This is a genomic window from Methylocystis rosea, assembly GCF_003855495.1.
Taxonomy (GTDB): Bacteria; Pseudomonadota; Alphaproteobacteria; order Rhizobiales; family Beijerinckiaceae; genus Methylocystis; species Methylocystis rosea_A.
Genome location: NZ_CP034088.1, coordinates 101398 through 124575 on the forward strand (window position 1 = coordinate 101398; position 23178 = coordinate 124575).

Consider the following 23178-nt stretch of genomic DNA (forward strand, 5'->3'; position numbering starts at 1 on the left):
GTGAATCAGGGCCTCGAAGAGCGTCGAAAGACGGCAGAAAATATGGTGTTCTGCGGCTATGGCGCAGGCGATCGAGAGGCTTCCCGACGATCCGAACGAACTGAAGGCGATGCTTCTCGCCGAGCGCGCGCGCAACGAGCGCCTGGTTCAGATCATCAAGGAGATGCAGCGCCATCGCTTCGGGCGGCGCGCCGAGACGCTTCCCGAAGACCAGATGCTGCTCGCGCTTGAAGAGGTCGACCAGACGGAAGCCGGCGCGGCGGCGGCGGCGGAAGCCAAATCCGCCGCCGAACGTGAGAAGGCGGCCAGAAAGCGCCGCACGAACCGTGGCGCGCTGCCTGCCCATCTGCCGCGCATCGAGACCATCGTCGACATCGACGAGAAGGCCTGTCCCTGCTGCAAGGGCGCGCTTCACCGGATCGGCGAGGATGTCTCCGAGCGGCTCGACATTGTGCCGGCGCAGTTCCGGGTGCTGGTGACTCGGCGTCCCAAATACGCCTGTCGCGCCTGCGAGGGCGCGGTCGTGCAGGCGCCGGCCCCGGCGCGGCTGATCGAAGGCGGACTGCCGACCGAGGCGACCGTCGCCCACGTGCTCGTTTCCAAATATGCAGATCACCTTCCGCTCTATCGGCAGGCCCAGATCTACGCCCGGCAGGGCATCGCGCTCGACCGTTCGACGCTCGCCGACTGGGTTGGACGCGCCGCCTGGCATTTGCGGCCCGTGCATGAGCGACTTCTGGAACACATAAGATTGTCGACGAAAATCTTCGCCGACGAGACAAAGGCGCCGGTGCTCGACCCCGGACGGGGGCGCACCAAGACCGGCCAGCTCTGGGCTTATGCGCGCGACGACCGGCCTTTCGGCGGCGCAGATCCGCCGATCGCCGTCTATGTCTATGCGCAAAACCGAAAATCCGAGCAGCCGCTCACGCATCTTGCCGGCTTCACGGGCGTCGTGCAGGTTGACGGTTACGCCGGCTATCGTGCGCTGGCGCAGAAGAACAGCGTGTCGCTCGCCTTCTGCTGGTCGCATGTCCGCAGGCGATTTTACGAACTCGCCGCCGCCGGCCCTGCGCCGATCGCCAGCGAGGCGCTCGAGCGCATCGGCGCGCTCTACGCGGTCGAGAGCAATATCCGGGGTCAGAACCCGGATGACCGGCGCGCGGCGCGACAGGAAAAATCCCGCCCCATCCTCGACGCCCTCGAGCCATGGCTGCGTGAAAAGCTCACGCTGATCAGCCAGAAGACCAAGCTCGCCGAGGCGATCCGCTACGCGCTCTCGCGCTGGGACGGCCTAACGCGCTTCGTCGACGACGGGCGCATCGAGATCGACTCCAACATCGTCGAGCGCGCCATCCGCCCCATTGCCCTTAATAGGAAGAACGCTCTCTTCGCGGGTTCCGATGGCGGGGCTGAGAACTGGGCGATCGTCGCATCGCTTATCGAGACCTGCAAGATCAACGGCGTCGATCCGCAAGCCTATATGACCGACGTCCTCACGAAGATCGTCGACGGCCATCTCGCCAGCAAACTCGACGAACTCATGCCCTGGGCCTACGCGCAGCCGGTCGCACTCAAAGACGTGGCCTGAAAACAGCGGTTACTCTTGAACCGACCATGCTGTTGCTCATTCGTCAATCTCTGCTTCCCTTGTTCAGGAGACGGATACAGTAAGAGGTAGGCGTCTCGGCCTTGTCAGGAGACGCGCTAGAGATTTGATGTCCCTTCTCGATCGCATTGAGGATATGTGTCTGACATGTCAGAAATTTGCGTTGGCAGGCGGTCTCGACCGGCGGCGGCAACTCTCAGGCTTTGTCCATGCCAAAGAAGAAAGGGATCGTGTCCCTTGGCGTGGTGTAGCTGGTTGGCGTGATCGCCACGTTCGCCGGGAAGCCGGGTTGATCAGGCGGCTACAACGGGCAGCCCGACGATGGGATCATCGCTCAAGGGCGCGATTGTTTCCAGTGTCATGTATCGGCTGCGCTGGACGGCCCATTCGTCATTCTGTTCGAGCAGGATCGCGCCGACGAGGCGGATGATGGCGGCCTCGTTGGGGAAGATGCCGACGACCTCGGTGCGCCGCTTGATTTCGCCGTTCAGCCGTTCGATCGGATTTGTGCTGTGCAGCTTGGCCCGGTGCGCGGCCGGGAAGCTCATATAGGCGAGCACGTCGGTCTCGGCGTCGTCCATGAGGTTCGCAAGTTTCGGCAGCTTGGGCCGCAACTGGTCGGCGACCTTGCGCCGTTGGCCTTTCGCCGCTTCGGCGTCGTCCTGCGCGAAGGCGGTGGCGATGAAGGCGGAGACGACGCGCCGTCCGCTCCTTCCGGCATGAGCGAGCGCATTGCGCATAAAGTGGACGCGGCAGCGCTGCCATGTCGATTGCAGAACCTTGGCGACTGCGGCCTTCAGCCCTTCATGCGCATCGGACACAACGAGCTTGACGCCACGCAGCCCTCTCCGGCGCAGTTTGCGCAAAAACTCGGTCCAGAAGGTCTCGGCCTCCGAAGGGCCGATATCCATGCCGAGCACTTCGCGCCTGCCGTCGTCGTTGACGCCCACCGCGATGATCGTCGCCAGCGAGACGACGCGGCCGTTCTGGCGCGCCTTCACATAGGTCGCGTCGATCCAAAGATAGGGCCAGTCGCCTTCGATCGGCCGCTCGAGGAAGGCCGTCACCCGCTCGTCGATCTCCTCGCACAGCCGGCTCACTTGGCTCTTGGAGACGCCGCTCATGCCCATGGCCTTGACGAGATCGTCGACCGAGCGCGTCGAGACGCCCTGGATATAGGCCTCCTGAATGACGGCGGTCAGCGCCTTCTCGGCCATCCGCCGCGGCTCCAGAAAACCGGGAAAGTAACTGCCCTTGCGCAGCTTGGGGATACGCAGCTCCACGGCGCCGGCGCGCGTTTCCAGGTCCGCTCGCGATAGCCGTTGCGCTGGGCGAGGCGCTCCGCGCTTTTCTCGCCATAGGCGACGCCGGTCAGAGCGCCGACCTCAATCTCCATCAGCCGCTCGGCGGCAAAGCCGATCATCTCGCGCAAAATATCCGCGTCGGGGGCCTTCTCAACAAGCGCGCGCAGGGTCATCATCTCGTCGGTCATCGGCAGTTCCTCGGTTGCGTTGGATGTTTCGCAACCCGATCCTACCGGCGAATCGTCGATGACCACCGCAAGCCGATCGCTCGCTACGGCGCTAGCAAAAGCGCGCGTCGCGAGCGGCTTGCTCCCACTGAGCTACACCATCACTGGGGGCACGACCAAGAAAGGCTTCCGCTGCCGCATATCAGCGCATAAGCGCTGCGACGCACCTAAGAGCTTCGAGGTCTCGCCGGGATTGGTGAACAACTTGTTCCCGGGAGTTCGATTCTGGAAACATTGACAAATCAACACCGAGACCTAGCTCCACGCTATGCTGCCGCTATTAAAGGAAAAATTACTGGAGGTGCTCAAGGCCGTCGCGCCGCTGTTCATTATGGTGTGCGTGCTCCAACTGACGCTGGTCAGCGCGCCAACGACAATTTTCATCGATTTTATCGGGGGATTGGTGTTCATCGTCGCAGGGATGCTGTTTCTTTTCGCCGGCGTGGACTACGGCATCCTACCGATGGGAAAATACATCGGTTCCGCCTTGCCGGAGAAAGGATCCATTGTACTCGTCGTCGCGGTCGCCTTCGCCTTCGGCTTCGCGACGACGGTCGCCGAACCCGATGTGCTCGTCCTCGCCAATCAGGTGAACCGCGTCACGAATGCGATTTCCCGGCAGGCCGTGCTCTATGCGATCGCTTTGGGCGTGGCGGTCTTTACCGCTATCGCAATGTCTCGCATCGTTTTCGGATTTTCGCTGCGCGGCCTGCTGACGGTCACCTATGGGGCTATGATCGTCCTCTCTTTCTTCGCGCCGGCGCAATTCGTCCCCCTCTCTTATGACGCCGGTAGCGTGACCACGGGCGTTTTGACAGCTCCGGTGGTCATTTCCATCGCTATAGGCTTAAGTTCCGTTCTCGCCGGCCGCTCGGCCATCTCCGACGGCTTTGGGCTCCTAGGATTCGCCTCGGTCGGTCCAATCTTCGTCATGATGGTCATAGGGATGTTTCTGCGGTGAAACTAGCTTCGCTGCTCGACGAATTCCGCGTCGTCGCGGAAAGCGTCACCGAGGCGGTGCTGCCGCTCCTCGCGCTCTTCCTTGTCTTCCAGGCGTTATTTCTAAAGCTGCCCCGCCGGAGCGTGTTGGATATTCTAACCGGTACACTCATGGCCGCGGCGGGGCTGCTTCTTTTCCTCGTCGGCGTTGAGATGAGTTTCATGCCCTTCGGCCGCTCAATCGGTGAGGCGATCGGCGCAATGCCGGAAAAGTGGCTGCTTGCGCCAATCGGCTTCTTGCTCGGCTTTGTCACCACCTGGAGCGAGCCGGCGGTGCGTATCTTCGCCGATCAGGTTGAGGAAGCTTCGACCGGCTCGATTTCGGCGCCGACCGTGCTCTATACGGTCAGCATCGGGGTTGCGCTGTCGGTCGCCCTCGGGCTTTTTCGGATTGCCTACGGCATTCCGCTGCTCTTTCTACTTGCGCCTGGCTATGTGCTGGTCATCGTAATCATGTGGCTATGCGAAAAGGACTTCGTGGCGATCGCGGTCGATGCCGGCGGCGTCGCCACGGGCCCGATGGCGAATACGTTTCTTCTGGCGCTTGCGCTCGGTGCGGCAGATTTGGCCAATGGGAATACGATCGTCGAGGGCTTGGGGCTCGTGTCGCTGATTGCGCTCGCGCCCATGGTTTCAGTCATGACATTGGGACTTCTTGTCCGCTGGACCGGACCACGACAGGAGTAGGTACGATGTTATTGAACGCATCACTGATCGTGACCATCGTGCGGAAAGGATGGGGCAACACCGTCCTGGAAGCTTCGGTCAAAGCTGGCGCTCGCGGGGGCACGGTCGTTTATGGACGCGGCATCGGCGTCAACGAACATGAAACAATCTTTGGCATTTCTATCGAACCAGAAAAGGAGATCGTCCTCACCGTCGTCTATACGGATCAAAGCGATGCGATCCTCCAGGAGATCGTCCGCGCGGCCGAGCTGACGAAGCCCAATCACGGGCTCGCTTTCGTCATGCCGCTCGAAAAGGTGGTTGGCGTCCCTCATCTTCACAATGAACCACTCTGTCCAGGAGATCCATCGAAATCTAAAAAGCGTCAATCGTGACCTCGACGCGTTCAATTAAACGCGTGAAAATTGCTTCGGCATCGTCGGCTTCTTGCAGCCACGTTCTACACAGCACACAAAGCCTTAGAGCCGGGTTGGGACGAGGCGTCGATCAAAATTCTGCTTGCAACAAACCGAAGCGCTCGTTGCAACCGAACGCTAGGCTCTGTGGCGAGCGTCTTCCAGCGCCCTGATTTTGTTTCACTGACTTGCGTTACCGGTTAAGCGCTGTCGGCTCCTTTGGTGCGTAGCCATCCGGCGTAGGCCGCCGGCATGGAGTGTTTGGTGCTCTCAACGCTTCAGAAGCGTGGGGTCGTCTTTGTGGATTTTGATCAGGTCGACGAGCGTCTCGATGCCGAAGTTCGTGAACGCCATGAGCTGTTCGTCGCCAAGTCCGTAGACCCAGATCACGCCGTCCTCGGTATCCATTTCCATGGCGACGTCGTGCAGCCAGTCGATGCTCTCGCCGAGATCGGCAGCGACGCGATCGATGGTCATCACACGGTGAACTTTGTTGACGTGCATGGTCAGGCCGCAATCGCCGGGTCTGCCGCTGCTGCTCGGCGCCAGTTCCACGGAAGCAGTTCATCAAGCCGGTGCGCGGGATACCCGGCGATGCGAGCCAGGACGTCGGCCAACCAAGCCTGCGGATCAAGGCCGTTCATTTTCGCCGTCACGATGAGGCCGTACATGGCCGCAGCGCGCTGCCCGCCGCGATCGGATCCGCAGAACAACCACGATTTTCTTCCCAAAGCGATGCCGCGCAGGCCGCGCTCGGCGGCATTGTTGGACATGCACACACGTCCGTCATTAAGGAACAGCGTGAAGGCCGCCCAGCGCTTCAGCATGTACTGGATCGCCTTTGCCAGGTCGTGCCCGCGCGACAACTTGGTCGCCTGCTCTCGCATGTAGACGTGGAGATCGTCGACCAGAGGCCGGCTCGAGGCATGTCGAACCGCAACGCGCTCCTCCGGGCTCTTGCCGTTGATGGAGCGTTCGATTGCAAACAGCGCGTCGATGCGACGAACGACCTCAATCGCGATCGGCGAGAGAGGTATCTCCTTCTTGCCCGAAGCCTTGCGACGCGCGTTCTCCTCAAGATCGGCCATGGCGAAGAACGGTCGGCGAGCGTGCACCCAACACGCGGCCTCGCGAACGGGTCCCGGTTTTCGGTCCGCCAGATAGAGCTTGTTGTAACCGTCGTAGGCGTCGGCCTGCAGGATGCCGGCGTATCCCGCCAGATGGGTTTGTGGATGCTCGCCCTTCCGATCGCGCGAGTAGTAAAACATCGCTGCGGGCGGCCCGGCGCCGCCAAACGGTCTGTCATCGCGAACATAAACCCAGCAGCGCCCAGTGTCGGTCTTGCCCTTCGCCAGCACCGGCACTGTCGTGTCGTCCCCATGCAAACGCTCGGCCGCCATCACATGGGCTTCGATCAAGCGGCGGAGAGGATCGAGCGCCGCGCAGACCGCGCCCACTGCATCGGCCATCGTCGACAGCGCGATCGGCGCGCCTTCCAATGCATAGCGCTCGGCCTGACGATTCAGCGGCTGGTGTTGTCCGAACTTCTCGAACACGATCATCGCCAGCAGGCTCGGGCCCGCCCACGCGCGTGGTATCGGATGGAACGGCGCCGGCGCTTGCGTGATCTTCTCGCAGTCCCGGCAGGTGAACTTCTCCCGCACAGTCTCGATCACTTTCCATTGACGCGGCGTCGTCTCCAGCGTCTGCGTCACATCCTCGCCGAGCTTGCGCAGGCGCGAACCGCCGCAGCAGGCGCAGGTCTTGGGCGTCTCGATCACGACGCGTTCGCGCGGCAGATGCTCCGGGAATGTGTTGCGCTCCGGCCGCTTGCGCTCGAAGCCGGCGACTGTCGTCATTTTGGCGACAGCGCGCTCCGCGGCGAGTTCGTCTTCCGTCGCGCTCGCTTCCAGTTCTTCGAGTTCGAGCGACAATTGATCGAGCAGCCGCGCCGAGCGCTCCGACTTCTGCCCGTGAATCTGACGCTGCAACTTTGCGATCCGCAGCGTCTGCTGCGCGATCAGCGCCGCATCTTCCGACGCCTTCGCCCGCGCGACGGCCAGCTCCGCTTTCAGCACAGCGTTTTCGTCGAAAAGGGCTTTGGCCGCAGCGTCCATGAGCCGAAGTGAATCACAAAACGCGTGATTTGTGGCGCCCCAAAATGCACGCATCGCTACATTTTTTCGCCCCGCCCCGCCCAGATACCCGGCGCAGATTAGCCAGCGCTCTTGGGTCGCCACGTCAGCTGTGGGTTTCTCCAATCTATCCCTTCAAGCATATAGGCCATCTGAGCGGCCGAAATCGACACCGCGCCCGCCGTCGCCGAGGGCCAGATGAACTTTCCGCGGTCGAGCCGCTTGGCATAGAGCGACAGACCGATCCCGTCGTGCCAGAGGATTTTGGCGAGATCGCCGCGGCGTCCGCGGAAAATGTAGAGATCGCCCGCATGAGGGTCGCGTTTCAATTGCTCTTGAACCTGAAGCGCGAGGCCCTGCATGCCGCGCCGCATGTCGGTGTGGCCCGTTGCAATCCATACCCGAACGCCGCTCGGAATCGGGATCATCGCCGCGACAGCGCCTTCAGGACACGCGTGAGCGCCGCCGCCTCGACGTCCGCCCACACGATGATCCGATCGCCTTCAGAAAGCACAATCTCCATTTGGCAGGTCGGCGCGGGGCCGGAATACTCCGCCGCTGTCTCCGGCGTGATCGTCACTGGCAGAATCGGCGCGAGGTCACTCAACCCGGCGGGCTCAACGGCAAGCTGCCGCCGCCAAGTGAAAAGTTGATTAGCGTTGAGATCGTAGCGTCTCGCCACCTCGGCTATCGAGGCGCCTTCCGCAAGGCTCTCGTCGACGACCCGACGCTTCTCATCAAGGGTCCAGGATCGACGCCTGCGCCCGGGCGCCGCTCCACCATCGTCCTTGCCGTCCGACATCCGCGATAGTGTCCACTTGTATTAGAAATGGACACGATCACCGCGCCATTCATGCGCAATCTATCCAAGCGCAGCGCGCTCAGCGCCAGACGGTTCTCGCCGGCTTTCAATTACCCACATCTCCGGAGGGGCTTGCCCGATCTGAATCGGGCGTGATTTTGTCCGTGACGCCGAATCACTGGGGCGTCATGGATGCAGGTTGGATCAGAAACCGGCCAGGCCGGCTGGCAAGATGCCGAGGTGGCCGCGGCGAGTATTCCGGATAAACGTCTGCAACGTCGTTTGCGGCGGTTGTTGGAGCAACTTTCAGCCGCCCCTGGTAAGCCGGTTCCTGCGGCATGTGGCGATTGGGCTGCGACGAAGGCGGCCTATCGATTTTTCGATAATCCCCGCGTCACTGAGCATGGCGTGTTGTCGGGACACTTCGCCGCGACCGCGGCGCGATCCAAGGCTAGCGAAGGTCCAATCCTGATTCTGCAGGACACGACCGAATTCATTTATAGTCGCGAGTCGCCTGGCAAGATTGGCTTCACGAAGACCATCAACGCCGGGCGCTACAAAGCCGGCCAACCCAATACGCGGACATTATGCGGCGTTTTGATGCATTCGAGTCTAGCCGTCACTACCAGCGGGACGCCGCTCGGCTTGGCGGCGGTGAAGTTCTGGACGCGCAGCAAGTTCAAAGGAACGGCCGCGATCAAGCGCCTCGTGAACCAAACGCGCGTACCGATAGAGACGAAGGAAAGCTATCGCTGGCTTGAGAATCTGCGCCAATCCATCGCGCTTATGGGTTCGCCCGAGCGCTGCGTGCACGTCGGCGATCGGGAAAGTGACATTTACGAACTCTTCTGCCTCGCACAGGATCTCGGAACGCGATTTCTCGTGCGCGTTCAGACCAACCGGCTGGCCGAGCCACCGACAGAAGCAGCGCCGACGGATGCGGCCCATCGCGTCTTCGCCCAACTCGCCGCGGTCCCTTGGTCTGGTCGCCATCAGGTCGCGATTGGCGGCGAGGATCACGAAATCGCTTTCTTGCAGATCAAGTTTGCCTCGGTGAAGACATTGCCGCCCATCGGCAAACAAAAGCGATACGCGCCACAAACCCTTTTCTACATTCACGCCCTCGAAGTCGACCCGCCTTCGGATCGCGACCCGATCGACTGGAGGCTCGTGACCAATCTGCCTGTCGACGATCTCGCAGCCGCCATCGAAAAGCTCGACTGGTACGCACTGCGCTGGAAAATCGAGGTGTTCCACAAGGTCATGAAATCTGGTTGCCGCGCCGAAGATGCGAAATTGCAGACTGCCGAACGGCTGGTGAAATTGCTCGCCCTCATCACAGTCGTCAGCTGGCGCATCTTTTGGATCACCATGTCTGCGCGGGCTCAACCACTCGCGAAACCCGAGACTGTCCTCACACCTGCCGAGATTGAAACACTCGACCGCATCGATGCGGCGCGCTCCAGACCGCGCATCATGCGCCGAACGGTCGCAACCTACTTGTTACAGATCACCATGCTCGGCGGCTATCTCGCTCGCACGCGCGATCCTCCCCCAGGAAACATGGTCGTCTGGCGTGGCCTGACCAAATTGCAAGATATCGCTTTCGGCATCGCTATCGGTTCAACACGCAGATGTGGGTAATTGAAAGTCTCGCCGGAGGCTTACTTTGGTGCAGGCTCTCGCCGAAGAGCTCGTTTCACGTGATGGTCGATGACGCGCCACCCGGAACCGGACGGGAATTCGGCGGCGTCATCAATCTATGGTCGTTGCCCATAGCGATCTGGAAAGGCGTTCCCATGGACGCCCATCGGCCGGCGGCGCTGCTTGGCTTACTGACGATTAACTCGATATTCGCCTGGCGGCGAGCCGCCCCACCTAGGCTTGCATTCCTGCCCGCGCCACTGACGGGCGTCGGACTGGCAACCTTCGCGGCCTGGCATTTCAACGTGGACATCAAATATGTTCCGGCGCCGGACGATCTTCTGGGCGCTATAAACATGCCGACACTTCATGCGCTCGGGAGGTTGGGCGAGGTAGCGCTATGGGCGGCGGGCCTGTCGCTTGCCTTCGTCGCCGGCGCGGAGTCGCTGCTGACGGCGACTGCAGTCGATGTAATACAGCGTCGCACGGCGCGCCCAAAATACAACAAAGAGCTTGTGGCACAAGGCGTCGGCAATCTGCTGTGCGGCATGCTCGGCGTGCTGCCCGTTTCTGGCGTCATCGTGCGCAGCGCCGCCAATTGTGAACGCCGGCGGCCGGACGCGGCTCTCCACCATGCTGCATGGCGTGTGGATTTTGCTGCTCATCACCATGGCACCGAAACGTCCTGCGCATTATTCCCGTCGTCAGCCTCGCGGCAGTGCTCGTTTACGCCGGCCTCAATCTGATCAACTACGGCTTCGTGCGCTTTCTCTGGAGTCAGGAACGCGTCGAAACGGCCGTCTATGCTGCAACCTTCGCTGCAGTGGTGATAACCGACGTGCTGACCGGCATTGCAGTCGGCGTGGGACTTGCCATCGTCCGCCTGCTCTACACCTTCTCCCATCTCAGCATTCGCCGTGAAGAGAGTGACGGCGTGATCTATATACATCTCGAAGGCGCTGCGACATTCATCCGCCTTCCGCAGCTCGCCGCCGCTCTAGAAGGATTACCCCCAGGCACGCGCGTGCATGTGCATCTCAGTGAGTTGAGCTATATCGATCACGCCTGCCTCGACCTTTTTCTAAGCCGGGAGTGGCAGCTTCAAAGCTCCGGCGGAGAGCTCGTGCTCGACTGGGACGCGCTCCATGGATTGTTCCGTAAGGGCGATGGACGATCGAGCGCCAAGCGTGCGAAGGCGAACGAAACTCGTGTTGGAAGCGTTCAGAGGAACAAAGTTGCGCGAGAATAATCTACCTTTATCAGTATGCATAGCGCTGGCAAGCGGCACCTCAAAAGTCGAGATCGAAAAACTGACCAGAAGGAAATATTATGTTCAAGAGAATCCTCCTCCCGGTTGATCTCGAGCAACCCCAGCTGACACGACAAGCGATCGAAGCGGCTATAGGGATCGCCGATCCTGACGCCAGATTGCGCCTTGTTAATGTGCAAACGATGCTACCCACGATGTTCATCGAATACGGACCTCCCGATTATGAAGACGAGGTTCGACTTGAGGCTCAAAAACAAATCGCGAAAACCACAGTGAAGATTGATTACCCGCGTAAGCGCATTTCGACCATTGTGAGAATCGGCGCGATCTATGACGAGGCCCTGACCGAGGCCGGAGAGTGGAATGCCGATCTCATCGTTATCTGCTCAAACCGGCCAACCTTGGCGACGTATCTTCTTGGCTCAAATGCCGCAAAAATCGTACGACATGCCACATGCTCAGTACTGGTGGTGCGTTGATAGCATTATACCAAAGGTCAGACTTCCTCGACCGGGTTCAGCTTCGGCACCCGCGCGACGAAGACCTTGGCTTTGCTTTGGGCTACTGTCGTCATCGGTCCGATGTTTTGTTGAAACGCCGCATCAAAGGGCTCCAGAAGAAAAAGAAGATTCAGATTGGCACGGTCCATGAAAACAACGTGACGATTCACGACTGTTAAAGTGGCCCAGCGTATTTTTTGACTTTTTATGGCCTCCGGCGCTTGGGCACAATTGGGCTCGACGTGCGCTGCAAGCACCTGCTTTCGACCGTCGGAATCACCAAGGATACGGAGGCGGCGAAGGAGACGGCCCGAAATGGTGCTCGCCAACGACAACTCCGCGTCGATCGTGGACGTTGTACGCGAAGGCCGGGTCAGTTATGGCAACTTGAAAAAGCACTATATGTAATTGCTCCGCATCAGCGGCGGCCAGGCATTTCTGAACGGGACGAGCCTCGTCAATCCTGCCCCCGTAACGCCGATCGTTCCGTAACAGCGCGGTGGAAATGTCGCGATTTGATCAGTCGGCTTCGCATGCAGACAGATTCTTTTCTTTCCTTCAGCGTGGGATCGAGTGTTGTCGTGTCGCCCTTGTCGGCTTCGTGAATCGGCGCCGCCACGATCACGCCGGTGTCGAGATCGACCGCATGTTCGGGCTCGTAGGCGAGATGCGTCGTGCCGTCCTTCATCTTGGCGATCTTCGCCTCTCGATCGGTCTTGCTCGTCCAATCCTCGTTCGAGAGCTTCTTACCTTTGCGCTTACGGTCGAGTCGGATCAGATCGTCGACGTCGGCGTCTCGACACCGCTTTCCTTGGCCATCCGAGTCAGCATCTCGCGATAGCTTTCGCCATTGTCACGGCGCACGGTCGTCCGCAGCGCCGCGTTGGCTTCCATCGTCGACCCGTCGACGCCGATCCGCTCGCCCTTCACCAGACCATGTTCGGCGACGAGCTTCAGGACGAAGGCGAACACCTTCTCGTGCACTTCGTGCGGCAGACGGCTTCGCGTCTTCGACAACCAGGAATGATCGGGAACCTTGTCGCGCTTGCCGTGCCGAGTGAAATCTCCCAGCGATCTCGAATCCGAGCAGCCCCAGACAATGCAGCGCTCGCTGTCGAGCCCTTCGAAATAGCGAGTCGCAGAGGCGGCCAACCACAAACACGAGCTCGCAGCTCAACGTACGAGAACGGCCTGCCTACACTTTCATGCTCCCGGCACCTCAGTCCCGGATGGTCGCACCATACGCCTTGTTCTCGATGAACGCAGCTGGGCATTGGCACCGGATATCTTCATACTGGTTACAAACCCCATCGAAAGCGCATTCGCGACGGTTCGGCATCGCACGGTGCGCATGAAAGGCGCGCTCTCGCCGGACACCGCTGTCAGGACACATCAGAAATTGAGAAATCGGCCTGTTGAATTTCAATGCGTTACGAAACGCTGCTGATTTACGCGTATACATTTGAATTGAGAAAACGCCCGAATGATGTACAGTTGAATTGAGAATTTGCGGCTCAACCATTTCTCATGGACGCGGCCGAAAAATGAACAGCAATAATGAGAACGCGCCCTGCCCTGATGACGCCGACACGACGGGGTCCGACGACCCGCAGTGGTTAGAGGCATGTCGACGCGAGGAGGCCATCAGAGAATTGTTAGGCCGCTCCGCGGGCGACCGGCTACGAACAAGCGACGTCGAAGATGTTGCTTTGGACCTCGGGATCAGTCGCGCGACACTTTATCGCCTCGTCGCGATCTATCGCGAAACGCCCACCGTTGAGGCGCTTCAGCCGAAGCCGCGAGGCCGATCGAAAGGGGCGCTCGCTCTCGACAAATCGCGTCATAAGTTGATCCGCCAGACGATCCGGGAAGTCTATCTGAAGCCGCAGCGTCCAACGCTGACCCACCTCGTCGAACAAATCCATTTGCGTTTCGTCCAGCACGGATGGCCATTGCCAGATCGTCGAACGATCAAGACGCGCGTCGATGACATCGAGAGGCGATTGGTCGCGCGTAAACGGAAGGACAAACGCGCGATCAAAGCGACAACGCCAGTTCCGGGCGAATACAAAGCCTCCCGGCCGCTCGAGGTGGTTCAGATCGATCACACGCTCGTCGATCTCATCGTCGTTCACGAAGAGACGCGCGAACCGCTCGCACGCCCTTGGCTGACGCTGGCGATCGATGTGTTTACGCGAATGATTACGGGCTTTCATCTTTCGATGGATCCCCCTTCACGGCTTTCCGTGAGCCTCTGCGTTCTCCATGGCGTTTACGACAAGACAGCCTGGTTGCAGGAACGTGAGATCGACGCGACATGGCCAGTCGCCGGCTTGCCAGAGGCCTTTCACGTCGACAATGGCGCAGATTTCAGAAGCAAGGCTTTCATTCGCGGTTGTCGCAACGAAGGCGTCGATATCATTTGGCGCCCGCCTGGCGAACCGCATTACGGCGGTCATATCGAACGGCTGATCGGAACGATGATGGGTCAGATGCATCTTCTGCCCGGCACTTCATTTGGAAATCCGATCGAACGAGGGTCCTACGATCCGAAAAAGAATTCAGCCATGTCGTTGCGAGAGCTCGAATGCTTTCTCGGCTGGGAGATTGCGGGCGGCTATCACGACCGAATACACAGCACCTTGATGCGCTCACCATTGGCAGTCTGGCGCGAACATGAGGCGCGGATCAATCTGCGCATGCCGCATGATCGAATGGCCTTCTGGGTTTCGTTATTGCCCGAGGCGTATCGAACACTCAGGCCAGACGGCGTCTGGTTGCATGGATTGCCATACTGGTCGAACGTTTTAAGCGCCGATCTCGGAGGCGCCAAACGCGAGCTTTTAGTCAAATATGATCCCCGAGATATTTCAAGAATTTTTGTTCAGCGTCCTTCCGGGCGTTTCGTCGAAGCCCGGAGCCGCGATCTTACGTGCCCATCAATAAGTCTCCGCGAATGGAAACTACGTCGGCGCGAAACGCGAGCGCAAGCGCGCGCGGAACGCGAACCGAACCAGTGGATCACTACTGCAAAGGCCAAGCGTCGCATTGTTGACGATGCAATAAGGAAGACGGCGCAGGCCCGCCGCGACCCGCAGCCCAAAAACAAGATTTCGGTGGATGACGAAGGATTCGGCTCGCTCAAGGGCATCGACTCGCGCACTCCTTCCATTCTGGAAATCGCGGAGAAGCAGCGTGATCGATAGGGCCGCCCACGTCACGGACGAAGTTGCAAGTCTTCTCGACGCATCTAATGACGCGCGGATCCAATTTATTCGATCAAAGCCGTGGGTCCACTATCCAAAAGCAAAACATATCGTCGATTTGATTCAGGGTCTCCCGACTCACCCGCGCACGACGCGAATGCCGTCAATCGCCGTCTATGGCGACAGCGGCATGGGAAAATCGATGATCGTCGGGCGCTTCAAGCACGACCAGATGCTCGCTTTCGATGCAGCAACAGCCGACGCACGACGTAAATTTCTCGTTGTGGAGTTGGCGGGCGGGCCGGGCGAGCGGCGCCTTTATGCACAAATTCTCTCTGCACTTGGCGCCCCTTCCAATCCGCGCGCGACAATTGTCGCATTAGAGCAGACGACAATTCGACTATTGCGAGCCGTGGGCGTTCAAGTCCTGCTGATAGATGAAATTCATAATATCATCGCCGGTTCATGGCGCGAGCAGCGTGTCGTTCTGAACACGCTTCGTTTCTTGAGTAACGAGCTTCAGCTTTCGCTTGTCTGCTTCGGCATCACGGAAGCACGTGAGGCGATCAACGGCGACGTACAGCTTGCCAGACGCTTTGATGTTGTCACGTTGCCGCGCTGGAAAGCCGATGACGAGTTTCAGCAACTCGTCCTTGCCATTCTCCGCAATCTCCCGCTTCGTCAGCCGAGCATTCTGACGGCGCGCGGTCTCAAACGAATTCTTCGAGTGACTGAAGGCGTAACGTCAAAAATATTCCGCCTTGTGAATGAAGTCGCGATCCAGGCTATCGAGACAGGAACGGAACGACTAACCGACGAAGCCATTGATGATTGGAGGCCTATCAGCGAGGAGGAAGCCGCGTTCCAATGACGATGCTGATCAACGCCGCTCGGCGGCCCTTGCCGGTCGTCCTCGACCCGACGCCCGACGAACTTCTTTCATCGTGGCTTCATCGTCATGCAGCTTTCTATGGGCTCACGGAGCCCATGCTCATCTCGTGGCTAAAGCTCGAATCGAAGAAGCTGCGTAGCCTCGACTTCCGCCCAGGTCTCGGCCAGATCGCACGCATCGTAGATTCGTTTCGCACTGATCCAATGGATGTTGTCGCCATGACGCATACAGCGCTTCCAATCGAGGTCGCGGCACTGGTTGGAAGAGGCAAGCCGATTCAATTCTGTCGGACATGCTGCGAGCGACATCGCGCGGCTGACACTCCGGGAGCGGTTCTAAAAAGCTGGCTTGAGGCGTGGCGCGTTACTTGTCCTCTATGCGGTTCGCCGCTCTCAGAAATCGAGGGACCTCGTGCCGGCTGCGATACCGTCCGAAACACGAGCCCATTTGGGGACCATTGGGACGCCGCCAAAATCGGAGAGGAGCTTGTCAATCGTCACTTGCGGGGCGAGCCGACGCCGCTAGCATCCCCTATTGCGATGATGCGGCTTTTGCTGATCTTAAATCGCCCGCAGACGACGCAGCCCCCCGAAGGCTACAATAAGAGCTGGTTGCTCAACGAGATCGTTCCAGGATTTGACGCCGAAGCATTACGCATAGCGCCGTCCATCAGCAAAGGCGCAAACGCTATGGTGCCGCTCTATTTACGCATCGCGCTACTCGCCGGTCTCGCAGTCGCCGCGAAAAACGCGGCGGATACGATTCAGCGCCTGCGCCCCTTCTGTCGCCCCGTCTATCGAAAGCGATTCGACGAGCTCGCCTACGCCGCGCTCGGGATGCCGCTGGAGTTCTCAATTTAAGCGTCAAAGCTCGAAAATGCGCGCCGAAATTCTCAAATATGATGTCAACGCGCCGCGCGAACAGGGATTTTCTAATCAAAGGATGTATCCTGACAACGTCCTCCATCGCCGCGACGAAGCTGGCGTCGGCCTGCGGGGGAATCACCCACTGCTGCTTGCGATGGGGTTTGAGAATGTTTTTTTAAGACACGACCGATCGTGCTGTCGCTCGCCGTCTCGACGATTTCGAGCTCGACGACTTTCTTTTCCAGCAGCCGCAACGTCCAGCGCGCATAGCCTTTCGGCGGCGTCGAGCAGGACAGGGCGATCAGCCTGGCTTCCTTCTCGCCGTCAAAAATCCGCGGCACGGAGGGACGCGTGTGCGGCTTGCGCGTCAAGACCGCGGCGAAGCCCTCCTCTATGAGCTGCTTGCGCACCCGATAGACCATCGACGCGCTCGTCTCCAATTGTTCGATGATCTCGCCGTCGCTCAAGCCTTCGCCCGCCTCGGAAACGTCCGCCTTCAGCAAAATTTGAGCCTTTATCAGCGTCTTCGCCCCATACTTGCCCTTGCGCAGCATGGCTTCCAGATGCGCCCGCTCCTCGCCGCTCAAGCGCACCACATACCGCTTCACGCCGACTGCTTCCCGCGCCATCTTCGCCTCCTGAAGGTCGAATCAATGGCAGTAGCGAATCAGGGATAGCCAGCCGGGGGAAGCGCCCTATTCAAATTCGCTGAAGCGACCCACTAGCAGGACCGGTACACTTTTGCGCCGCCGTAAAAATAACAGAGCAAAGCCGGTTTAGTGGTACACTTTGCGTCCGCCATTTAGAGCTGTAGGACCTTGCCACGCGACGATTATTTGCTCGTTCGCCGTCAGCACAAGTCGATAAAGGTCTGCATCGGCATCTTTCGTGAAACATCAGCGGCCTTGATGCGTAAACCACTGATTATAGGTACAAAACTCTATGGAGCGTAACCGAACGCTTGGTTGAGCCGCGAGATTGCGACGCCAACGTTGATCGCGGCGTTCGCCTGCATACGCTGGGCCTCGAGTTGGATCTGCCGCACGCGATAGAGGTCGAACGCGCTTACCTCGCCAATTCGATATGATTTGCGCGACAGTTCGAATTGTTCATCGGCGACTGAGAGTCGGTTGTTGGCGATTTCAGCGGCGCGCCGCGTAGCAGCGAGCATCACGCGCGCCGCCTTTATCTCCGCCGTTACGACGCGCTTGGCGCGATCATATTCGGCCCGGGCGCGATCCATTTCGGCTCGCGCTTCTGCGCGTCTCGGCGCATTGCGACCAGGTGTTGGCAATGGAATGCGAATGCGAACGCCAATAGTGGTCGAATCCGTGCGTTGGTTCGAGACGATTTGCGAAGGGTCGGTCGAATACTGATTGTTGTATTCGCGCCGTCCGAACACGCCGATATCGGGACTGGCGATGGGTGTCGCGTCGACGAGCCGCAGCTGGGCTTCAGCTCGTACGAGCGCTGCCCGCGGCGTTCGCAAAGCTGGATGATCTTCTATATCAGTTGCGGGACGCACCGATTCGAGCGTGCCCTCCGGGGGCGCGCCGCCAGTCAGCGCCATGTAGTTCACCCGAGCAACCTTCATGGCGCCTTCCGCCTGGGCGAGCTCCGTTTCGGCGGCGAGTGTCTCGTTCGTCGCGAGCAGCGCGTCGCTCTGGGCGGCGTCGCCGAGTTCGACGCGGCGGGTCATATCCCGGCCGATATCATGGGCTGTCATCACGCGCGTCCGGGCAACGGCGACATTTCGCGCCGCGCGACTCGCATTCCACCAGGCGTCACGCAATAGGCCCGCGACATCCAGCCGACGTAACGCGAAGCGTTGCTCAACTTCGCGAATCCCGGTCGTCACCGTCGCCTCAAAGGCGTCGCGCTGCCCCGGCAGCCATAGGGGCATGCCGGCTTCCATTTCCAGTTCATTGTAGTTGCGTAAGTTTCCGGATAGCGCACTACGCTGCGAGCCGCCGACATATGGCGATCCTGGCGTGATCGAATTCGCGGTGGCGTAGCGCGCGGAGATCGCGCGATATTGCGCTTCAAGCGACTTGCTTTGCGCATCGATAGCGACGGCCATGTCGAGATGTTGGGCTAGCACTTGATTGGATGCAGGCTTGCGGACGCGCGGCCTCTTGTCGACACGTAACGACTTGGCGCGTTTGACCCGGACCTTCTTCTTGCCCTCGAAAAGGACTTCAACGCGCAGCATTTCTTGTGCTGGCATTAATGGGGGTGTCGCCTTAGTTTCGGCGCGTAACGCGGAAGACGTATAGGCGAGAAATATTGCCGCGACAAGGATCAACCAAGAGCTCATAAACGCGCGTCCTCGCGCCAGCGAGCCGTTGGCGATCGAGTTCCACGGGCGCTCAGCTTCTGGCGTAGAAAAAGACTAAGATTAGCGGAGCGATCGTAAAGAATCGGCAGCAGCACGAGCGTCAGCACGGTCGCTGAAATCAGTCCGCCGATGACCACGACCGCGAGGGGCCGCTGGATCTCGGCGCCCGGCCCATGTGCAAACAAAAAGGGTATTAGACCGAAGGCTGCAATGGCCGCGGTGAGCATCACCGGCCGCATGCGCCGGCGCGCGCCCTCGACGACAGCTTCGCGCGTCGTGCGCGTGCCTTCCGCGACTAGCTTGTTAATGTACGAGATCAGCACAACGCCGTTGAGCACGGCGATGCCGATAAGGGCAATGAAACCGACAGACGACGGCACAGACATGAATTCTCCCGAAAGCCACAGGGCCAGAATGCCTCCAATCGCCGCAAAGGGCACATTGCAAAATACCAGCGTCGCCTGCAGCATCGAACTGAAGGTCAGATAGAGCAGGAGAAAGATCAACGCCAGCGCGATGGGCACGACGATGGCAAGACGCGCTGAGGCGCGCTGTTGGTTCTCAAACTGCCCGCCCCATTGGTAACGATAGCCCGGCGGCGTCTTCACATTTTGCCCGACCGCCTTTTTCGCCTCGTCAACGAAGCCGACGAGATCACGTTCCGACACGTTGGCGAGCACAGTCGCGAATCGGCGACCTTGTTCACGAATCACTTGGATGGGGCCGTCCTCCGCCTGCACCTGGGCAATTTGCGACAGTTCGACAACTTTTCCTTCCGAAGACACCACCGGCAGCCGCGCGAAGTCCACCGAAGAGCGGCGCGAAGTTTCGGATCCACGAATGACAAGCGGCGTGCGTATCGGTCCTTCGAGAACAATGCCAACTTGTTGTCCGTCGACCCAGACGCGCAGCGCATCCTGGATCTCCTCAGCATTGAGACCGAAGCGTCCGGCGGCAAGCCGGTCGACGCGCGCGGTGAGATAACGCATGCCATCGTTCTGCAGGCCGAAGACGTCGCGCGCGCCTTTGATCTTACGCAGAATCTCCTCCACGTCGCGTGTGAGGCGATTGAGCTCGTTGATGTCGTCACCAAAGATTTTGACAACGACATCGCCGCGCGCGCCGATGATCATCTCCTGCACGCGCATGTCGATCGGCTGCGAAAAGGCGTAAGAAATGCCTGGCGTGGAGTCGAGCACCGCGCGGATTTCGCCCATCAACCAGGCCATGCCCTTGCCGCGCCATTCGTTTGGCGGCGCGAGTGAGAGGAAGTTGTCGGTATCGTTGAGTCCGACAGGGTCGATGCCGAGTTCGTCAGCGCCGGCGCGCGCCATCATGCCCTTGACTTCGGGCACCCGACTCATGATTTCGCGTTGAATGCGCATGTCGGTCTCGGCGGTTTCTTTGACACTAACCGTTGGATGTTTGCGCACAGTGATGACTGGCGTTCCCTCGTCCATCACCGGCATGAATGTCTGGCCGATGCGGGAATAGGCGACGCCGGCGACAATAAGGCCGAAGAAGGCGATGGCGGCGACCCACGACGGCTTCGAGAGCGCGCGCAGGAGCAAGGGCTCGTAGATCGCGGCGATCTTGCGCACGAGCCAGGGCTCGTCGGAATGACCGGGCCTGAGCAGCGTGGCGCTCAGCGCTGGCACCACGGTTAGCGACAGGACGAGCGCAGAGCCGAGGGCGAATGCGATGGTGAGCGCGACGGGCGAAAACAAACGACCTTCCAACCCTTCGAGCGAGAGCAACGGAAGGAAGACGGTGACGATGATGATAACGCCAGAGACAAGCGGCGTTGCGACCTCTTTCGTCGCCTCCAGAGTCATGAAAATGCGGTCAGAGAGAGTCGCGTCATGCGCATTCGCCATGCGATGCTCGACATTCTCGACGACGACAACGGCGCAGTCGACGAGCAGGCCGATGGCGATAGCGAGGCCGCCGAGAGACATGATATTGGCGGAGAGGCCCGACAGCCGCATGATGCCGAAGGTCGCGAGCGCGGCGAGCGGCAGGATGACCGAGACGACGATCGCCGCGCGCAGATTGCCCAAGAATAGTGCAAGCAGAACCACGACGAGGACGATCGCTTCGAGTAGAACCTTTTGCACCGTCCACACCGCCTTGCCGATCAGTTCGCTGCGGTCGTAGAAGATTTCGAATCTGGCGCCCTTTGGTAGGGTCGGCTCGAGTTCGGCGAGTTTCGCCTTGACGCCACTTACGACGGTGCGCGCATCGGCGCCGCGCAGGCCAAGCACGAGGCCCCATACCGCCTCGTCCTCGCCATTGCGGACGACGACGCCGTTGCGCGCCAATGAGCCATAGCGCACTTCTGCCACGTCGCCGACACGCACGATGCCGGAGTCGTGCGCCGCGATGACGACCGAGCGAATATCGTCGAGAGAACGTAACCTCCCTTCGGCGCGCACCAGCAGCGCCTCCTCGCCGTCCCGTACGCGGCCGGCGCCGTCATTTCTGTTATTGTTTCGAAGGCTCGAATCGAGCATCTTTACTGTAACGCCGCGCGCCGCCATGGCGGAAGGCGATGGCGCGACTTCGAATGTGCGCACGAAACCGCCAAGTCTATTGAGATCAGCGACGCCAGGCAGGCCGCGGAGGGCGGGACGAATCGTCCAGTCGAAAAGCGTGCGCTGTTCCGACGGGGATAAATCACCGCCCACGATTGTGAACATCAGCATCTCGCCGAGCGGCGTCACGATCGGCGCAAGCCCGCCACTGACGCCATCGGGTAACTGATCCTGGGCTAAGGCAAGCCGCTCATTGACTTGTACGCGCGCCCAATAAATGTCGGTTCCCTCCTCGAATTCGAAAGTCAGCAACGCCACCGAATAGCGCGTGATGGAGCGCATCCGGACAAGATGAGGAATACCTTTAGCGGCGAGTTCGATCGGCGCTGTGACGCGAGCTTCCAGCTCCTCAGGCGTGAGGCCCGGCGCACGCATGGCGACCAGCACCTGTGCTGGAGCGACGTCAGGGAAAGCGTCGATTGGGAGTTTGAAATAGCTGACGGCGCCCCAGACCGCGAGTCCGAGCGCGGCGATGAGAACCAGGAGCCGTTGTCCAAGCGCAAGGCGGATCAGTTTTTCGAGCATTGTTTCCTGATTACTTCGCGGCCGCGGCGAGTTCCGCCAGCAGGGTCAATAGACCGCCTGTCGCGACGCGTTCTTCAGCTTTCAAAGACCCCTGCACGGAGGCGAATTGCGGCGTTTCGGAAACAAGGGTCACGGGTCGTGCGACGAAACCGTCCGCTGTACGCACGAACACCCAATTGTGATTCTGGTGGCTGACGACCGCATCCGCTGGAACACGCCATTGAGTGCGTGAATTGCCATTGATGTGTAGGATTGCTTGCACAGCCTGGCCAGGGCGCAGCGGGCGGCGACCAGGACGAAATTCGGCTACGGCATTTACCGATTGCGTGGGAGTATCGACTGAGCGGCCAATTCGAATGAGTTTGCCGTCGAGGCCGGCGATCGGCAGGTGCACACGGTCGACACTTTCAAGTGCTGCAGCGCGAATAATCGGTATTTGCAAATTAACCCAAATCGGATCAAGGCACGCGATCGTAACAAGGGGCGTCGAGGCTTGAACGCGCTCGCCCGTTTTGCCATGGCGCTGCAGAATGGTGCCGGCAATCGGCGCGCGCACTTGGAGGGAACTCGCGAGTGTTCGTTCGCGCTGCAATGAGGCGACGTCCTCGTCTGACATTCCGACGAGCGACAATATTTGCTTACGTTCCTCTAGCGCTGAGCGCGCCTGGATAGCTTCGGCTCGTGTGACGATTAGACGTCGCTCCGCAATGATATGTTCTTTGAACAGTTGTTCGTCGCGCCGCAGTTTCTCGGCTGCTAGATTCGCAGCTGAAAGCGCATGGAGAAAGCTTCTCTGCGCTTCGATCAGGTCCCAAGATTTCAGCGTGGCGATAGGCGCGCCCTGCTTCACATCTTCGTCAGGTACGACAAGCAATGTTTCGACGAGGCCTGCAGCCGGCGCAGCGACAACACGCATTTGCTGCGGGGGGACGGTGACGACCCCCGGCACGACTAGTTCGCCCAAACTCGACTCATGCACTACTAGCTGAGTCTCGATCCCACCCGCACGGATCTGCGCTTCGTTGAACTGAAGAACGACTTCGTGACCTGCGCCAGCGTTCGTTTCCGAACTCGCCCGGACGGGAATGGCCATTGTAAGGGCCAGGAGCAAGCGCTGAGCGCCAAGGTATCGGGCGTGATGCATTAGACCTTCTGGGGAATTAACGGATTCTGGCCATTAGGGGC

At 59.9% G+C, this 23178-nt stretch carries 20 protein-coding genes and 3 pseudogenes; 12 read left to right on the forward strand and 11 right to left on the reverse strand.

What is annotated here, in order from left to right; genetic code table 11:
• Positions 1 to 58 precede the first annotated feature (58 nt).
• The gene (gene tnpC, locus EHO51_RS19825; RefSeq protein ID WP_124737198.1) at positions 59 to 1591 is read left to right on the forward strand and encodes an IS66 family transposase; all 1533 of its coding nucleotides are present in this window, start codon (positions 59 to 61) and stop codon (positions 1589 to 1591) included.
• A 311-nt stretch (positions 1592 to 1902) separates the two neighbouring features.
• Here the strand turns inward: tnpC (EHO51_RS19825) and EHO51_RS19830 are convergent.
• Positions 1903 to 3101, reverse strand: a pseudogene (locus tag EHO51_RS19830) (IS256 family transposase).
• A gap of 307 nt (positions 3102 to 3408) precedes the next feature.
• Here EHO51_RS19830 and EHO51_RS19835 point away from each other — a divergent pair.
• Genes EHO51_RS19835 through EHO51_RS19845 form a run of 3 tightly spaced genes read left to right on the forward strand, consistent with a single transcriptional unit; the run spans position 3409 to position 5200 of the window.
• Positions 3409 to 4101, forward strand: coding sequence for a DUF1538 domain-containing protein (locus tag EHO51_RS19835; protein WP_124740560.1), 693 nt, complete (start codon positions 3409 to 3411; stop codon positions 4099 to 4101).
• Positions 4098 to 4826, forward strand: coding sequence for a DUF1538 domain-containing protein (locus EHO51_RS19840; RefSeq protein ID WP_124740561.1), 729 nt, complete (start codon positions 4098 to 4100; stop codon positions 4824 to 4826). Before EHO51_RS19835 ends, EHO51_RS19840 begins: the two co-directional genes overlap by 4 nt.
• Before the next feature lie 5 nt (positions 4827 to 4831).
• Entirely contained in the window at positions 4832 to 5200 is a 369-nt protein-coding gene (locus tag EHO51_RS19845) for a P-II family nitrogen regulator (protein ID WP_124740562.1), read from the forward strand.
• 291 nt (positions 5201 to 5491) lie between these two features.
• On the opposite strand, the gene EHO51_RS19850 is transcribed toward EHO51_RS19845, so the two are convergent.
• From EHO51_RS19850 to tnpA, 4 genes are all read right to left on the reverse strand, one after another.
• The gene (locus EHO51_RS19850; protein ID WP_124740603.1) at positions 5492 to 5725 is read right to left on the reverse strand and encodes a hypothetical protein; all 234 of its coding nucleotides are present in this window, start codon (positions 5723 to 5725) and stop codon (positions 5492 to 5494) included.
• Positions 5726 to 5727: 2 nt separating this feature from the next.
• Entirely contained in the window at positions 5728 to 7338 is a 1611-nt protein-coding gene (gene tnpC, locus EHO51_RS19855) for an IS66 family transposase (protein ID WP_124740563.1), read from the reverse strand.
• Between the two features lie 98 nt (positions 7339 to 7436).
• Positions 7437 to 7784 (reverse strand): IS66 family insertion sequence element accessory protein TnpB, encoded by a 348-nt coding sequence (gene tnpB / locus EHO51_RS19860; RefSeq protein ID WP_124740564.1) that lies wholly within the window; start codon positions 7782 to 7784, stop codon positions 7437 to 7439.
• Positions 7781 to 8158: an IS66-like element accessory protein TnpA gene (gene tnpA, locus EHO51_RS19865; protein WP_124740565.1), complete on the reverse strand. Its 378-nt coding sequence runs from the start codon at positions 8156 to 8158 to the stop codon at positions 7781 to 7783. Before tnpA ends, tnpB begins: the two co-directional genes overlap by 4 nt.
• A gap of 192 nt (positions 8159 to 8350) precedes the next feature.
• Between tnpA and EHO51_RS19870 the strand changes: the two genes are divergently transcribed.
• The 4 genes from EHO51_RS19870 (at position 8351) to EHO51_RS19880 (ending at position 11551) form a co-directional block, all read left to right on the forward strand.
• Positions 8351 to 9802, forward strand: a complete 1452-nt coding sequence (locus EHO51_RS19870) for an IS4 family transposase (protein ID WP_124740566.1) — start codon at positions 8351 to 8353, stop codon at positions 9800 to 9802.
• Positions 9803 to 9864: 62 nt separating this feature from the next.
• Positions 9865 to 10548, forward strand: coding sequence for a SulP family inorganic anion transporter (locus tag EHO51_RS21085; RefSeq protein WP_245435081.1), 684 nt, complete (start codon positions 9865 to 9867; stop codon positions 10546 to 10548).
• Positions 10521 to 11051, forward strand: coding sequence for an STAS domain-containing protein (locus tag EHO51_RS21090; protein WP_245435083.1), 531 nt, complete (start codon positions 10521 to 10523; stop codon positions 11049 to 11051). The genes EHO51_RS21085 and EHO51_RS21090 overlap by 28 nt, the downstream gene beginning before the upstream one ends.
• An 80-nt stretch (positions 11052 to 11131) precedes the next feature.
• Positions 11132 to 11551, forward strand: coding sequence for a universal stress protein (locus EHO51_RS19880; protein WP_124740567.1), 420 nt, complete (start codon positions 11132 to 11134; stop codon positions 11549 to 11551).
• A gap of 17 nt (positions 11552 to 11568) precedes the next feature.
• Here EHO51_RS19880 and EHO51_RS19885 read toward each other — a convergent pair whose 3' ends face one another.
• Positions 11569 to 11901 carry a hypothetical protein gene (locus EHO51_RS19885; RefSeq protein ID WP_124740568.1) on the reverse strand — a complete coding sequence of 111 codons (333 nt, stop codon included), beginning with the start codon at positions 11899 to 11901 and terminating at the stop codon, positions 11569 to 11571.
• A 227-nt stretch (positions 11902 to 12128) separates the two neighbouring features.
• Positions 12129 to 12703 (reverse strand): annotated as a pseudogene (locus EHO51_RS21500) (transposase); the annotation flags it as partial.
• Positions 12704 to 13116: 413 nt separating this feature from the next.
• On the opposite strand from EHO51_RS21500, the gene EHO51_RS19895 reads away from it, so the two are divergent.
• From EHO51_RS19895 to EHO51_RS21105, 4 genes and pseudogenes are all read left to right on the forward strand, one after another.
• The gene (locus EHO51_RS19895) at positions 13117 to 14778 is read left to right on the forward strand and encodes a Mu transposase C-terminal domain-containing protein (RefSeq protein ID WP_124740569.1); all 1662 of its coding nucleotides are present in this window, start codon (positions 13117 to 13119) and stop codon (positions 14776 to 14778) included.
• Complete coding sequence (locus EHO51_RS19900; protein WP_124740570.1) at positions 14768 to 15649, forward strand: TniB family NTP-binding protein; 882 nt, start codon at positions 14768 to 14770, stop codon at positions 15647 to 15649. The genes EHO51_RS19895 and EHO51_RS19900 overlap by 11 nt, the downstream gene beginning before the upstream one ends.
• Positions 15650 to 15651: 2 nt before the next feature.
• Positions 15652 to 16032, forward strand: a pseudogene (locus EHO51_RS21505) (TniQ family protein); the annotation flags it as partial.
• 189 nt (positions 16033 to 16221) lie between these two features.
• Positions 16222 to 16530 (forward strand): hypothetical protein, encoded by a 309-nt coding sequence (locus tag EHO51_RS21105; protein WP_196391677.1) that lies wholly within the window; start codon positions 16222 to 16224, stop codon positions 16528 to 16530.
• Between the two features lie 71 nt (positions 16531 to 16601).
• Here the strand turns inward: EHO51_RS21105 and EHO51_RS19910 are convergent, their stop codons facing one another.
• From EHO51_RS19910 to EHO51_RS19925, 4 genes are all read right to left on the reverse strand, one after another.
• Complete coding sequence (locus EHO51_RS19910; RefSeq protein ID WP_109026882.1) at positions 16602 to 17165, reverse strand: helix-turn-helix domain-containing protein; 564 nt, start codon at positions 17163 to 17165, stop codon at positions 16602 to 16604.
• A 311-nt stretch (positions 17166 to 17476) separates the two neighbouring features.
• On the reverse strand, positions 17477 to 18763 hold the full coding sequence (locus EHO51_RS19915) for a TolC family protein (RefSeq protein WP_109026883.1): 1287 nt from the start codon (positions 18761 to 18763) through the stop codon (positions 17477 to 17479).
• Between the two features lie 86 nt (positions 18764 to 18849).
• Positions 18850 to 21993, reverse strand: a complete 3144-nt coding sequence (locus tag EHO51_RS19920; RefSeq protein ID WP_109026884.1) for an efflux RND transporter permease subunit — start codon at positions 21991 to 21993, stop codon at positions 18850 to 18852.
• Positions 21994 to 22003: 10 nt separating this feature from the next.
• Entirely contained in the window at positions 22004 to 23086 is a 1083-nt protein-coding gene (locus EHO51_RS19925; protein WP_245435086.1) for an efflux RND transporter periplasmic adaptor subunit, read from the reverse strand.
• Between the last annotated feature and the right edge of the window lie 92 nt (positions 23087 to 23178).

Coding starts and splice junctions, on each gene's coding strand:
- EHO51_RS19910 (WP_109026882.1), bottom strand. CDS start 17,165: ATGGCGCGGGAAGCAGTCGGCGTGAAGCGGTATGTGGTGCGCTTGAGC.
- EHO51_RS19835 (WP_124740560.1), top strand. CDS start 3,409: ATGCTGCCGCTATTAAAGGAAAAATTACTGGAGGTGCTCAAGGCCGTC.
- EHO51_RS19895 (WP_124740569.1), top strand. CDS start 13,117: ATGAACAGCAATAATGAGAACGCGCCCTGCCCTGATGACGCCGACACG.
- EHO51_RS19870 (WP_124740566.1), top strand. CDS start 8,351: ATGCAGGTTGGATCAGAAACCGGCCAGGCCGGCTGGCAAGATGCCGAG.
- EHO51_RS19850 (WP_124740603.1), bottom strand. CDS start 5,725: ATGCACGTCAACAAAGTTCACCGTGTGATGACCATCGATCGCGTCGCT.
- EHO51_RS19880 (WP_124740567.1), top strand. CDS start 11,132: ATGTTCAAGAGAATCCTCCTCCCGGTTGATCTCGAGCAACCCCAGCTG.
- tnpC (WP_124737198.1), top strand. CDS start 59: ATGGCGCAGGCGATCGAGAGGCTTCCCGACGATCCGAACGAACTGAAG.
- tnpA (WP_124740565.1), bottom strand. CDS start 8,158: ATGTCGGACGGCAAGGACGATGGTGGAGCGGCGCCCGGGCGCAGGCGT.
- EHO51_RS19845 (WP_124740562.1), top strand. CDS start 4,832: ATGTTATTGAACGCATCACTGATCGTGACCATCGTGCGGAAAGGATGG.
- tnpB (WP_124740564.1), bottom strand. CDS start 7,784: ATGATCCCGATTCCGAGCGGCGTTCGGGTATGGATTGCAACGGGCCAC.
- tnpC (WP_124740563.1), bottom strand. CDS start 7,338: ATGGACGCTGCGGCCAAAGCCCTTTTCGACGAAAACGCTGTGCTGAAA.
- EHO51_RS19925 (WP_245435086.1), bottom strand. CDS start 23,086: ATGGCCATTCCCGTCCGGGCGAGTTCGGAAACGAACGCTGGCGCAGGT.
- EHO51_RS21085 (WP_245435081.1), top strand. CDS start 9,865: ATGGTCGATGACGCGCCACCCGGAACCGGACGGGAATTCGGCGGCGTC.
- EHO51_RS19920 (WP_109026884.1), bottom strand. CDS start 21,993: ATGCTCGAAAAACTGATCCGCCTTGCGCTTGGACAACGGCTCCTGGTT.
- EHO51_RS19915 (WP_109026883.1), bottom strand. CDS start 18,763: ATGCCAGCACAAGAAATGCTGCGCGTTGAAGTCCTTTTCGAGGGCAAG.